The 13,358-nt window shown below is 36.8% G+C and carries 18 protein-coding genes; all 18 read left to right on the top strand.

Annotation, left to right across the window (positions count from 1 at the left end):
- Window positions 1–667: 667 nt before the first annotated feature.
- Window positions 668–859 carry a hypothetical protein gene (locus tag AYJ55_RS22995; protein ID WP_063657711.1) on the top strand — a complete coding sequence of 64 codons (192 nt, stop codon included), beginning with the start codon at window positions 668–670 and terminating at the stop codon, window positions 857–859.
- 457 nt (window positions 860–1,316) lie between these two features.
- Window positions 1,317–1,799: a replication/maintenance protein RepL gene (locus AYJ55_RS22990; RefSeq protein WP_187153343.1), complete on the top strand. Its 483-nt coding sequence runs from the start codon at window positions 1,317–1,319 to the stop codon at window positions 1,797–1,799.
- A 207-nt stretch (window positions 1,800–2,006) separates the two neighbouring features.
- Window positions 2,007–2,198: a hypothetical protein gene (locus AYJ55_RS22985; protein WP_063657713.1), complete on the top strand. Its 192-nt coding sequence runs from the start codon at window positions 2,007–2,009 to the stop codon at window positions 2,196–2,198.
- A 496-nt stretch (window positions 2,199–2,694) separates the two neighbouring features.
- A complete protein-coding gene (locus tag AYJ55_RS22980; protein WP_063657714.1) occupies window positions 2,695–3,102 on the top strand; it encodes a replication/maintenance protein RepL in 408 nt (135 codons plus the stop codon).
- Window positions 3,103–3,312: 210 nt separating this feature from the next.
- Window positions 3,313–3,504 carry a hypothetical protein gene (locus tag AYJ55_RS22975; RefSeq protein ID WP_063657704.1) on the top strand — a complete coding sequence of 64 codons (192 nt, stop codon included), beginning with the start codon at window positions 3,313–3,315 and terminating at the stop codon, window positions 3,502–3,504.
- 456 nt (window positions 3,505–3,960) lie between these two features.
- Complete coding sequence (locus AYJ55_RS22970) at window positions 3,961–4,443, top strand: replication/maintenance protein RepL (RefSeq protein ID WP_187153343.1); 483 nt, start codon at window positions 3,961–3,963, stop codon at window positions 4,441–4,443.
- A gap of 207 nt (window positions 4,444–4,650) precedes the next feature.
- The gene (locus tag AYJ55_RS22965) at window positions 4,651–4,842 is read left to right on the top strand and encodes a hypothetical protein (RefSeq protein ID WP_063657713.1); all 192 of its coding nucleotides are present in this window, start codon (window positions 4,651–4,653) and stop codon (window positions 4,840–4,842) included.
- A gap of 497 nt (window positions 4,843–5,339) precedes the next feature.
- The gene (locus AYJ55_RS22960) at window positions 5,340–5,747 is read left to right on the top strand and encodes a replication/maintenance protein RepL (RefSeq protein ID WP_063657714.1); all 408 of its coding nucleotides are present in this window, start codon (window positions 5,340–5,342) and stop codon (window positions 5,745–5,747) included.
- A gap of 210 nt (window positions 5,748–5,957) precedes the next feature.
- Window positions 5,958–6,149: a hypothetical protein gene (locus AYJ55_RS22955; protein WP_063657704.1), complete on the top strand. Its 192-nt coding sequence runs from the start codon at window positions 5,958–5,960 to the stop codon at window positions 6,147–6,149.
- Between the two features lie 497 nt (window positions 6,150–6,646).
- Complete coding sequence (locus tag AYJ55_RS22950; RefSeq protein ID WP_063657714.1) at window positions 6,647–7,054, top strand: replication/maintenance protein RepL; 408 nt, start codon at window positions 6,647–6,649, stop codon at window positions 7,052–7,054.
- Window positions 7,055–7,264: 210 nt separating this feature from the next.
- A complete protein-coding gene (locus AYJ55_RS22945) occupies window positions 7,265–7,456 on the top strand; it encodes a hypothetical protein (protein WP_063657704.1) in 192 nt (63 codons plus the stop codon).
- A 457-nt stretch (window positions 7,457–7,913) separates the two neighbouring features.
- Window positions 7,914–8,396, top strand: a complete 483-nt coding sequence (locus tag AYJ55_RS22940) for a replication/maintenance protein RepL (protein WP_187153343.1) — start codon at window positions 7,914–7,916, stop codon at window positions 8,394–8,396.
- A gap of 207 nt (window positions 8,397–8,603) precedes the next feature.
- On the top strand, window positions 8,604–8,795 hold the full coding sequence (locus AYJ55_RS22935; protein WP_063657713.1) for a hypothetical protein: 192 nt from the start codon (window positions 8,604–8,606) through the stop codon (window positions 8,793–8,795).
- 497 nt (window positions 8,796–9,292) lie between these two features.
- Complete coding sequence (locus tag AYJ55_RS22930) at window positions 9,293–9,700, top strand: replication/maintenance protein RepL (protein WP_063657714.1); 408 nt, start codon at window positions 9,293–9,295, stop codon at window positions 9,698–9,700.
- A gap of 210 nt (window positions 9,701–9,910) precedes the next feature.
- On the top strand, window positions 9,911–10,102 hold the full coding sequence (locus AYJ55_RS22925; RefSeq protein ID WP_063657704.1) for a hypothetical protein: 192 nt from the start codon (window positions 9,911–9,913) through the stop codon (window positions 10,100–10,102).
- 462 nt (window positions 10,103–10,564) lie between these two features.
- Entirely contained in the window at window positions 10,565–10,984 is a 420-nt protein-coding gene (locus AYJ55_RS22920) for a helix-turn-helix domain-containing protein (protein ID WP_063657759.1), read from the top strand.
- 203 nt (window positions 10,985–11,187) lie between these two features.
- Complete coding sequence (locus tag AYJ55_RS22915) at window positions 11,188–12,765, top strand: PD-(D/E)XK nuclease-like domain-containing protein (protein WP_063658055.1); 1,578 nt, start codon at window positions 11,188–11,190, stop codon at window positions 12,763–12,765.
- Window positions 12,762–13,358 (top strand): recombinase RecT (locus AYJ55_RS22910; RefSeq protein ID WP_187153371.1); only part of this gene is annotated, 597 nt, incomplete at its 3' end. The genes AYJ55_RS22915 and AYJ55_RS22910, both read left to right, overlap by 4 nt.

The raw sequence follows: 13,358 nt of genomic DNA, 5'->3' as shown, positions 1-13,358 counted from the left end.
AAAAAGTCGTTATAGCCGTAGCAAAAAGTCGTTATAGCCGTAGCGTTTTTCTGTGGATAAAATTGAAGTTTATAGAATCATAAATTTATATAAATTCTATATATCAGTTAGTTGTTTTTATTACTGTTGAATTTCACTATTAAAAAAACCATTCTATTTATTATTACTTAATAATAGCCGTAGCAAAAGTCGTTTAATTTTTTTCTGATAGTGATTCTTCTAACATATTAGTTGCTTCTATAACTGCATCAATTAATCTATATTTATCATGTCCTTGTGATTTTTTAATCATTCTTATTTATCTATCCTTTCTTTCACTTCTCTTGGAATTCTTATAGATACATAATCATCATAGACTATTTTTTTTGACATAAATTTCTCCTTTAATCTGCAATGATAATAGTAATTTGACAAAAAAAGCAACAAAAAATTGACTTTATTTTTTGTTGCTATAATATTGATGTAGTCGCTCCATGTAAGTGCTGTAACACCTACACAGAGCTAACCCAAACCTACGGTAACTAGGAGTAAGGCTAATGAAAAAGTCTACCTTCCGCGTGCTTGTCTGTGAAGCACCGAATAACATAATTAAGTTGTTTGTTGAAGAATCCCGCAATTTAACCCTTCGTCAGCGTGCCCGAATTCTCCAGCGAGTTGGGGGTGCGGCATGAAATACTTCAAAGCAACCATCATCACTAACGTTGACCACGAGAAGGGTAAGACAACAAATTTCATCTATCTTTCCTCTGAGACGAAAATAGCTGCCAAGAAATTGGCCTCTCAACATATCTTTAAAACGGACGGCGCAAACTGCTGTTTTTACAAATCGCCCAGATTGGAAGAAATTAGTATTTTGTGATTTTCGCGTGACTGTGTTCCCTTTAATTTCCGGTTATCTTCCGCTTCCTCGCCCGTTCGCTCGCGTTGCTCGGTCACTTGGCTGTGGCGAGCGGTGCGGGTTAAGTTTTGAAAAGATTTTTTGATTTTTTTAACGCAGGAGACGTTGAAACGGAGCGCCACTTGTGAGTACAAAATAGCGTCAACGAGGAAGGGGGGGTTAGTTTGTTACTATTTAGTTGTCTGGCATTTCGTACTGATTAAAAACAATATATAACCCATCCTATGTATTAAAAGGGATTGTATCTATTTTTATCACTTCACAAGGGTATATATGTACCGTTATGGAGTTACACTTGTAACTTCTGAAAGATACATTTACACCTTTTAAAAAAGGTATTAAAATACCTTATTGACAAGGTATATTTTTGTATGTAAATTGTCACGTTATATAGAGTGACATATGCGGACAAGACATGGTGACTAAAAAGAGAATAAAAACTGCATTTTATGAGCAAAAAAAAGACACTGTGGATATAAACACTGGAGAAATAATTTCTGAATCAAAGACAACATTATCTCGTTATTCATCTGAACCGCCATATGTGAAAATGTATATTGATGATATATGTTCAATGATTAAAGTTCCTGACTCATTAAAAAACGTCTTGTTTCTTATGCTTAGAAAGCTCGATTATGATGGTTATATGACTCTTTCAACCAGATATAGAAAATCAATGTGTGACCAACTTAGTATTAAAGATGGGACTCTAAGAAATAGATTGGCTCTTCTTGTAAAAAAAGGATTTGTTCTGAGTGAGGGAGGAAATGAATATTTAGCCAACCCTAAATTTTTTGCTAGGGGAGAATGGAAGTCCATCATAGAACAAAGATCAGCATTTGAATTAAAAATTAAATATTCAGAAGACGGTAGAGAAATTACTACAGAAAGAATTTTATAAACTAGTCGCTAACTGATGGGAATGGTGATCCCAAAAGTTAGCTAATCCAAACCCTAACAGTACTAGGAGTCGGACTATGGGAAATAGTACCTTCCGTGTGCGCGTAATTGAAGCGCAAAATCAAATCATCGAGTTATTCGTTCGAACCTCACGCAATTTAACCCTTCGTCAGCGTGCCCGAATTCTCCAGCGAGTTGGGGGTGCGGCATGAAATACTTCAAAGCAACCATCATCACTAACGTTGACCACGAGAAGGGTAAGACAACAAATTTCATCTATCTTTCCTCTGAGACGAAAATAGCTGCCAAGAAATTGGCCTCTCAACATATCTTTGAGACTGACGGCGCAAATTGCTGTTTTTACAAATCGCCCAGATTGGAAGAAATTAGTATTTTGTGATTTTCGCGTGACTGTGTTCCCTTTAATTTCCGGTTATCTTCCGCTTCCTCGCCCGTTCGCTCGCGTTGCTCGGTCACTTGGCTGTGGCGAGCGGTGGGCGTTTTAATTTTAAGGATTTTTTGGATTATTTTTTAATTTTCTTTCTAAGTTTAGCTTGCGAGCACCGAACACCGTCGACGAGGAAGCGGAAATTAGTTTGTTGCTACTGAGTTGTCTTGTAACTCCTGAAAAACAAGAAAGAATCTAAGATAGATAAATAGTTATATATAAATCAGTATTTTAAATAAATTTTGGTAATCATATAATTAGTTAAGGTAACTATATGATTATATGTTAATAACTAAATAATCATTATTAATAACTATATAATTATTTTTAATAATTAAAAAAGTTATTTTTAGGATATGAAAACTTTTATTTAATAACTTTAAAAAAAACTTGAAATAATTTTTTTATTATTATAGTTAACTTTAAAATTTATTTAAATGAGGCCGATATGGGACGTAGACATGTAAACCTAGAAACAGGGGAAATAACTCAAGAGCCTGATTTTATAAAGGTTTATATAAATGACCTATGTAATGTAAAGGGAGTTACTGGGCTTCAAATGAACATATTTCATTTTATGTTAAAACATATGAATGATCACAATGAAGTATCTTATGGTAAATCTGCAAAAGATAGATTTTGTAAAAGACATGATACTAGTTTAGCTGCCTTTAATAACAATATTAAAGCGTTAATAGCTGCTGGTTTAATAGAAAGAGTAAATCGAGGAGAATTTCGAGTTAATAAGAAGTACGCAGTTAAAGTTGATTGGGATAGGGTTCAATCCATCATTTGGGTTAGTACCTACACCAAAAACGGAAAAACAGAAGAGATTACATTTTCAGAGATGAAATGATTTTATAGTCGCTGACTACAAGAGTCGTTACCTCTTGCAATCAGCTAACCCAAAACCTAAGATGACTAGGAGTTGAGCTATGCGAAATAGTACCTTCCGTGTGCGCGTAATTGAAGCGCAAAATCAAATCATCGAGTTATTCGTTCGAACCTCACGCAATTTAACCCGTCGTCAGCGTGCCCGAATTCTCCAGCGAGTTGGGGGTGCGGCATGAAATACTTCAAAGCAACTATCATCACTAACGTTGACCACGAGAAGGGTAAGACAACAAATTTCATCTATCTTTCCTCTGAGATGAAAATAGCTGCCAAGAAATTGGCTTCTCAACATATCTTTGAGACTGACGGCGCAAATTGCTGTTTTTACAAATCGCCCAGATTGGAAGAAATTAGTATTTTGTGATTTTCGCGTGACTGTGTTCCCTTTAATTTCCGGTTATCTTCCGCTTCCTCGCCCGTTCGCTCGCGTTGCTCGGTCACTTGGCTGTGGCGAGCGGTGCGGGTTAAGTTTTGAAAAGATTTTTTGATTTTTTTAACGCAGGAGACGTTGAAACGGAGCGCCACTTGTGAGTACAAAATAGCGTCAACGAGGAAGGGGGGGTTAGTTTGTTACTATTTAGTTGTCTGGCATTTCGTACTGATTAAAAACAATATATAACCCATCCTATGTATTAAAGGGATTGTATCTATTTTTATCACTTCACAAGGGTATATATGTACCGTTATGGAGTTACACTTGTAACTTCTGAAAGATACATTTACACCTTTTAAAAAAGGTATTAAAATACCTTATTGACAAGGTATATTTTTGTATGTAAATTGTCACGTTATATAGAGTGACATATGCGGACAAGACATGGTGACTAAAAAGAGAATAAAAACTGCATTTTATGAGCAAAAAAAAGACACTGTGGATATAAACACTGGAGAAATAATTTCTGAATCAAAGACAACATTATCTCGTTATTCATCTGAACCGCCATATGTGAAAATGTATATTGATGATATATGTTCAATGATTAAAGTTCCTGACTCATTAAAAAACGTCTTGTTTCTTATGCTTAGAAAGCTCGATTATGATGGTTATATGACTCTTTCAACCAGATATAGAAAATCAATGTGTGACCAACTTAGTATTAAAGATGGGACTCTAAGAAATAGATTGGCTCTTCTTGTAAAAAAAGGATTTGTTCTGAGTGAGGGAGGAAATGAATATTTAGCCAACCCTAAATTTTTTGCTAGGGGAGAATGGAAGTCCATCATAGAACAAAGATCAGCATTTGAATTAAAAATTAAATATTCAGAAGACGGTAGAGAAATTACTACAGAAAGAATTTTATAAACTAGTCGCTAACTGATGGGAATGGTGATCCCAAAAGTTAGCTAATCCAAACCCTAACAGTACTAGGAGTCGGACTATGGGAAATAGTACCTTCCGTGTGCGCGTAATTGAAGCGCAAAATCAAATCATCGAGTTATTCGTTCGAACCTCACGCAATTTAACCCTTCGTCAGCGTGCCCGAATTCTCCAGCGAGTTGGGGGTGCGGCATGAAATACTTCAAAGCAACCATCATCACTAACGTTGACCACGAGAAGGGTAAGACAACAAATTTCATCTATCTTTCCTCTGAGACGAAAATAGCTGCCAAGAAATTGGCCTCTCAACATATCTTTGAGACTGACGGCGCAAATTGCTGTTTTTACAAATCGCCCAGATTGGAAGAAATTAGTATTTTGTGATTTTCGCGTGACTGTGTTCCCTTTAATTTCCGGTTATCTTCCGCTTCCTCGCCCGTTCGCTCGCGTTGCTCGGTCACTTGGCTGTGGCGAGCGGTGGGCGTTTTAATTTTAAGGATTTTTTGGATTATTTTTTAATTTTCTTTCTAAGTTTAGCTTGCGAGCACCGAACACCGTCGACGAGGAAGCGGAAATTAGTTTGTTGCTACTGAGTTGTCTTGTAACTCCTGAAAAACAAGAAAGAATCTAAGATAGATAAATAGTTATATATAAATCAGTATTTTAAATAAATTTTGGTAATCATATAATTAGTTAAGGTAACTATATGATTATATGTTAATAACTAAATAATCATTATTAATAACTATATAATTATTTTTAATAATTAAAAAAGTTATTTTTAGGATATGAAAACTTTTATTTAATAACTTTAAAAAAAACTTGAAATAATTTTTTTTATTATTATAGTTAACTTTAAAATTTATTTAAATGAGGCCGATATGGGACGTAGACATGTAAACCTAGAAACAGGGGAAATAACTCAAGAGCCTGATTTTATAAAGGTTTATATAAATGACCTATGTAATGTAAAGGGAGTTACTGGGCTTCAAATGAACATATTTCATTTTATGTTAAAACATATGAATGATCACAATGAAGTATCTTATGGTAAATCTGCAAAAGATAGATTTTGTAAAAGACATGATACTAGTTTAGCTGCCTTTAATAACAATATTAAAGCGTTAATAGCTGCTGGTTTAATAGAAAGAGTAAATCGAGGAGAATTTCGAGTTAATAAGAAGTACGCAGTTAAAGTTGATTGGGATAGGGTTCAATCCATCATTTGGGTTAGTACCTACACCAAAAACGGAAAAACAGAAGAGATTACATTTTCAGAGATGAAATGATTTTATAGTCGCTGACTACAAGAGTCGTTACCTCTTGCAATCAGCTAACCCAAAACCTAAGATGACTAGGAGTTGAGCTATGCGAAATAGTACCTTCCGTGTGCGCGTAATTGAAGCGCAAAATCAAATCATCGAGTTATTCGTTCGAACCTCACGCAATTTAACCCGTCGTCAGCGTGCCCGAATTCTCCAGCGAGTTGGGGGTGCGGCATGAAATACTTCAAAGCAACTATCATCACTAACGTTGACCACGAGAAGGGTAAGACAACAAATTTCATCTATCTTTCCTCTGAGATGAAAATAGCTGCCAAGAAATTGGCTTCTCAACATATCTTTGAGACTGACGGCGCAAATTGCTGTTTTTACAAATCGCCCAGATTGGAAGAAATTAGTATTTTGTGATTTTCGCGTGACTGTGTTCCCTTTAATTTCCGGTTATCTTCCGCTTCCTCGCCCGTTCGCTCGCGTTGCTCGGTCACTTGGCTGTGGCGAGCGGTGGGCGTTTTAATTTTAAGGATTTTTTGGATTATTTTTTAATTTTCTTTCTAAGTTTAGCTTGCGAGCACCGAACACCGTCGACGAGGAAGCGGAAATTAGTTTGTTGCTACTGAGTTGTCTTGTAACTCCTGAAAAACAAGAAAGAATCTAAGATAGATAAATAGTTATATATAAATCAGTATTTTAAATAAATTTTGGTAATCATATAATTAGTTAAGGTAACTATATGATTATATGTTAATAACTAAATAATCATTATTAATAACTATATAATTATTTTTAATAATTAAAAAAGTTATTTTTAGGATATGAAAACTTTTATTTAATAACTTTAAAAAAAACTTGAAATAATTTTTTTTATTATTATAGTTAACTTTAAAATTTATTTAAATGAGGCCGATATGGGACGTAGACATGTAAACCTAGAAACAGGGGAAATAACTCAAGAGCCTGATTTTATAAAGGTTTATATAAATGACCTATGTAATGTAAAGGGAGTTACTGGGCTTCAAATGAACATATTTCATTTTATGTTAAAACATATGAATGATCACAATGAAGTATCTTATGGTAAATCTGCAAAAGATAGATTTTGTAAAAGACATGATACTAGTTTAGCTGCCTTTAATAACAATATTAAAGCGTTAATAGCTGCTGGTTTAATAGAAAGAGTAAATCGAGGAGAATTTCGAGTTAATAAGAAGTACGCAGTTAAAGTTGATTGGGATAGGGTTCAATCCATCATTTGGGTTAGTACCTACACCAAAAACGGAAAAACAGAAGAGATTACATTTTCAGAGATGAAATGATTTTATAGTCGCTGACTACAAGAGTCGTTACCTCTTGCAATCAGCTAACCCAAAACCTAAGATGACTAGGAGTTGAGCTATGCGAAATAGTACCTTCCGTGTGCGCGTAATTGAAGCGCAAAATCAAATCATCGAGTTATTCGTTCGAACCTCACGCAATTTAACCCGTCGTCAGCGTGCCCGAATTCTCCAGCGAGTTGGGGGTGCGGCATGAAATACTTCAAAGCAACTATCATCACTAACGTTGACCACGAGAAGGGTAAGACAACAAATTTCATCTATCTTTCCTCTGAGATGAAAATAGCTGCCAAGAAATTGGCTTCTCAACATATCTTTGAGACTGACGGCGCAAATTGCTGTTTTTACAAATCGCCCAGATTGGAAGAAATTAGTATTTTGTGATTTTCGCGTGACTGTGTTCCCTTTAATTTCCGGTTATCTTCCGCTTCCTCGCCCGTTCGCTCGCGTTGCTCGGTCACTTGGCTGTGGCGAGCGGTGCGGGTTAAGTTTTGAAAAGATTTTTTGATTTTTTTAACGCAGGAGACGTTGAAACGGAGCGCCACTTGTGAGTACAAAATAGCGTCAACGAGGAAGGGGGGGTTAGTTTGTTACTATTTAGTTGTCTGGCATTTCGTACTGATTAAAAACAATATATAACCCATCCTATGTATTAAAAGGGATTGTATCTATTTTTATCACTTCACAAGGGTATATATGTACCGTTATGGAGTTACACTTGTAACTTCTGAAAGATACATTTACACCTTTTAAAAAAGGTATTAAAATACCTTATTGACAAGGTATATTTTTGTATGTAAATTGTCACGTTATATAGAGTGACATATGCGGACAAGACATGGTGACTAAAAAGAGAATAAAAACTGCATTTTATGAGCAAAAAAAAGACACTGTGGATATAAACACTGGAGAAATAATTTCTGAATCAAAGACAACATTATCTCGTTATTCATCTGAACCGCCATATGTGAAAATGTATATTGATGATATATGTTCAATGATTAAAGTTCCTGACTCATTAAAAAACGTCTTGTTTCTTATGCTTAGAAAGCTCGATTATGATGGTTATATGACTCTTTCAACCAGATATAGAAAATCAATGTGTGACCAACTTAGTATTAAAGATGGGACTCTAAGAAATAGATTGGCTCTTCTTGTAAAAAAAGGATTTGTTCTGAGTGAGGGAGGAAATGAATATTTAGCCAACCCTAAATTTTTTGCTAGGGGAGAATGGAAGTCCATCATAGAACAAAGATCAGCATTTGAATTAAAAATTAAATATTCAGAAGACGGTAGAGAAATTACTACAGAAAGAATTTTATAAACTAGTCGCTAACTGATGGGAATGGTGATCCCAAAAGTTAGCTAATCCAAACCCTAACAGTACTAGGAGTCGGACTATGGGAAATAGTACCTTCCGTGTGCGCGTAATTGAAGCGCAAAATCAAATCATCGAGTTATTCGTTCGAACCTCACGCAATTTAACCCTTCGTCAGCGTGCCCGAATTCTCCAGCGAGTTGGGGGTGCGGCATGAAATACTTCAAAGCAACCATCATCACTAACGTTGACCACGAGAAGGGTAAGACAACAAATTTCATCTATCTTTCCTCTGAGACGAAAATAGCTGCCAAGAAATTGGCCTCTCAACATATCTTTGAGACTGACGGCGCAAATTGCTGTTTTTACAAATCGCCCAGATTGGAAGAAATTAGTATTTTGTGATTTTCGCGTGACTGTGTTCCCTTTAATTTCCGGTTATCTTCCGCTTCCTCGCCCGTTCGCTCGCGTTGCTCGGTCACTTGGCTGTGGCGAGCGGTGGGCGTTTTAATTTTAAGGATTTTTTGGATTATTTTTTAATTTTCTTTCTAAGTTTAGCTTGCGAGCACCGAACACCGTCGACGAGGAAGCGGAAATTAGTTTGTTGCTACTGAGTTGTCTTGTAACTCCTGAAAAACAAGAAAGAATCTAAGATAGATAAATAGTTATATATAAATCAGTATTTTAAATAAATTTTGGTAATCATATAATTAGTTAAGGTAACTATATGATTATATGTTAATAACTAAATAATCATTATTAATAACTATATAATTATTTTTAATAATTAAAAAAGTTATTTTTAGGATATGAAAACTTTTATTTAATAACTTTAAAAAAAACTTGAAATAATTTTTTTTATTATTATAGTTAACTTTAAAATTTATTTAAATGAGGCCGATATGGGACGTAGACATGTAAACCTAGAAACAGGGGAAATAACTCAAGAGCCTGATTTTATAAAGGTTTATATAAATGACCTATGTAATGTAAAGGGAGTTACTGGGCTTCAAATGAACATATTTCATTTTATGTTAAAACATATGAATGATCACAATGAAGTATCTTATGGTAAATCTGCAAAAGATAGATTTTGTAAAAGACATGATACTAGTTTAGCTGCCTTTAATAACAATATTAAAGCGTTAATAGCTGCTGGTTTAATAGAAAGAGTAAATCGAGGAGAATTTCGAGTTAATAAGAAGTACGCAGTTAAAGTTGATTGGGATAGGGTTCAATCCATCATTTGGGTTAGTACCTACACCAAAAACGGAAAAACAGAAGAGATTACATTTTCAGAGATGAAATGATTTTATAGTCGCTGACTACAAGAGTCGTTACCTCTTGCAATCAGCTAACCCAAAACCTAAGATGACTAGGAGTTGAGCTATGCGAAATAGTACCTTCCGTGTGCGCGTAATTGAAGCGCAAAATCAAATCATCGAGTTATTCGTTCGAACCTCACGCAATTTAACCCGTCGTCAGCGTGCCCGAATTCTCCAGCGAGTTGGGGGTGCGGCATGAAATACTTCAAAGCAACTATCATCACTAACGTTGACCACGAGAAGGGTAAGACAACAAATTTCATCTATCTTTCCTCTGAGATGAAAATAGCTGCCAAGAAATTGGCTTCTCAACATATCTTTGAGACTGACGGCGCAAATTGCTGTTTTTACAAATCGCCCAGATTGGAAGAAATTAGTATTTTGTGATTTTCGCGTGACTGTGTTCCCTTTAATTTCCGGTTATCTTCCGCTTCCTCGCCCGTTCGCTCGCGTTGCTCGGTCACTTGGCTGTGGCGAGCGGTGGGCGTTAAATTTTAAAAAGATTTTTTGGTTTTTTTTTAAAGAAAATCCGGTTTTTCCTTAACTCAGTCCGCTCACCGCAGGAGACGTTGAGGCGGAGCGCAGCTTGCGAGCACCGAACACCGTCGACGAGGAAGCGGAAGATCATCTTGAAATATAAAGTAAGCCTGAAACTCCGTGGTGAAAGACATAAGAAACGGGTAATTTTACTATGTTGTTTTTAAATGATTTTTTTATTCATATGTATCATGTGGTGAGACAGTTATGCATCATACCATGAGGTATAAAAATAATATCGTGATTATTGCTTGTAATTTATGAAACATGGTGTATCATAAATTAATAGATTTCTTCACAGGTGATTCGCATATGTCGCAAATACTAGCTGAGCGAAAAAATCCGCCTTTTATACAGCTTGCGGAGTCTAACATTAATGCTGTTAGGGCGTTGGTTCAGAGTAACCCAGTTGCCGCCGAAATTTTTTTATTTTTAAGTCAGTTTATGAACAGAAAAAACGCTGTAGTTTGCTCCTCTAAAGTTTTAGAGGAAGTAACAAAAAAAAGTAGAGCTACAGTATCTAGAGCTATAAGTGTTTTGAAAAATGATGGTTTTGTTAATGTTCTAAAATCTGGTCAAACAAATGTTTATATACTCAATCCACATGTCGTATGGAAGTCGTGGAGAACAAATAAAGCGTATTGCAAATTTGAGGGACCCATTTTACTTTCAAAAAGTGAAAATGAAAAAATTACAAAAGAAATGCTTCAATCAATAAATATTGATGAGTAATCGCTGATAGCAAGAGTTTTCCCCTCTTACTACCAGCTAACCCTAAACCTAGTATGAATAGGAGTAAGGCTAATGAAAAAGTCTACCTTCCGTGTGCTTGTCTGTGAAGCACCGAATCAAATCATCGAGTTATTCGCTCGAACCTCACGCAATTTAACCCGTCGTCAGCGTGCCCGAATTCTCCAGCGAGTTGGGGGTGCGGCATGAAATACTTCAAAGCAACCATCATCACTAACGTTGACCACGAGAAGGGTAAGACAACAAATTTCATCTATCTTGCGTCTGAAACGAAAATAGCTGCCAAGAAATTGGCCTCTCAACATATCTTTGAGACTGACGGCGCAAATTGCTGTTTTTACAAATCGCCCAGATTGGAAGAAATTAGCGTTGAAGAGTATCTCGCTAATACCGAAAAACAGACGGATATTATCGAAAAACAGGGCATAGACCAGTTTTGCGCTTTACTCACGATATTTGGGGTTCAGGAAGAATACGACGAAGGCGAGATTCGCGATGCGGAGGATTTGTTGGCCAATCCATCAGAAGAGCCAGAGATTTTTGAGCAATATACCAATCTTCGTGAATTGTTGTCTGTGAAAATACAGGAAGCAGACAAAACTATCTCTTTAAGCGAAATCAAGGAAATAGCGATTCATCTTTTTGAGTGTGGAAAAAATAATGAGTTATCCACTAAATCTGTCGTTATGTCTGTGGAAAACGTGGGAGAAGCGGAAAAAAGCGAGGCGAATATAGTACCTGAAGAATTGGTTAATAATTACACAGAAGGGCAACAATTAATTAACTCAAAAGTCACAAACATAGACGACAACTCTATCTTCTCTGCTTTTCCTCCCGTTAACGGAAAAATCATGAGCGGTGAAAATATCACGCTTGAGATGTTGAACGGCTGTGTGGATGCGTTGAAACCCACAGAGAACTTGATTGTTCGCCGTTTGTCAAATAGCACCTATCACGCGGCAAACGGTTATTCGAGTACGCAAATTAGGTTGGTGCAAAAGGCAGAGACAATAGCTGTGCTGGATTGGGACAAGGACGCACCCGTTCAGGAAGGAAAAACAAGAGCGTTTTTGATTGGTGATGCGGTACATACGGCTATTCTTGAGCCGGAGAAATTTCCGCTAAGATATGTTTCTGCACCTGAGCTGGATTTGCGTACAAAGGATGGCAAAAAAACGCTATCCGATTTTGAGAAAAAAAATCTAACATTGGCAAGGGTTGTTTTAAAAAAGGAGGAATTTGAGGCAATCCAATTGATGCGTGATTCTGCGCTGGCTTACCCAATGGTTGAAGAGCTACTCGAAAACGGCGAACCAGAGGTTTCAATTTTCTATCGCACGGAAAAGGGGACGCTATTGAAAATTCGTCCTGATTTGTTGGGAATCTATTCAGATAAGCCTTTCTTGTTGGATGTGAAAACGACTGACAATTTTCAAGGTTTTGGGAAATCTGTTGATGAGTTTGGTTATCACATACAAGCGGAATTTTACCGTCTGATTGCTAATCAGGTATTTGGTCAAGCGATAGCTTTCACTTTCTGTGCAATTGGCAAAAACCCAGCTTATGGGCGTTTTCCTGTGAAACTTTGTGAACCCGACGACGAAGATAGCGAGCAGGGCGTATACGAAGTAAATCGTGTGATTGATATGCTAGAAAGCGTCATAGAAACCTACCCAATAGTCAAAATATCCCGTCCTTTCTGGGCAAAACAGGCGGATAGAAAACGCAGAGAAGCTTTGATGATGGAAGAGGGTGTAGCATGAATACCGGACTGGAAACCATGAACAACGTCTATGCCAATTTGCAATCGGTCATTACGCAGCAAGGCATAGCAGCCCTGTTACCTGCTCAGGTTACGCCTGAGCAGTTCACCCGAACCGCCGCAACCGCATTGATTGAAAATGCGGATTTGCAAAAAGCCGATAAGCAATCACTGGTGCTGGCCTTAACCCGTTGCGCCAAAGACGGACTTATGCCTGACGGACGAGAAGCTGCTCTGATTGTCCGTAGTACCAAAGTCAATAATCAATTTGTGAAAAAAGCCGTCTACATGCCGATGGTGGACGGTGTTATGAAACGTGCCCGTCAATCCGGTCAGGTAGCCAATATCATTGCAAAGGTTGTCTATTCACAAGATGAGTTTGAATATGTGATTGATGAAAACGGCGAGCATTTAACCCACCGTCCAGCGTTTTTTGATGGTGATGAGGTAGTAAAAGTCTATGCCTTCGCCAAACTCAATAGCGGTGAACTGGTTGTTGAAGTGATGAGTCGCGCTGACGTGGAAAAGATACGCGATACAGTGAAAAGCGCAAAAGACTACACAAGCCCTTGGGTTGAAGTGGTTCGACAGAAT

Source organism: Candidatus Arsenophonus triatominarum, assembly GCF_001640365.1.
GTDB lineage: Bacteria > Pseudomonadota > Gammaproteobacteria > Enterobacterales > Enterobacteriaceae > Arsenophonus > Arsenophonus triatominarum.
This window is presented reverse-complemented; position numbering and strand designations above follow the sequence as displayed.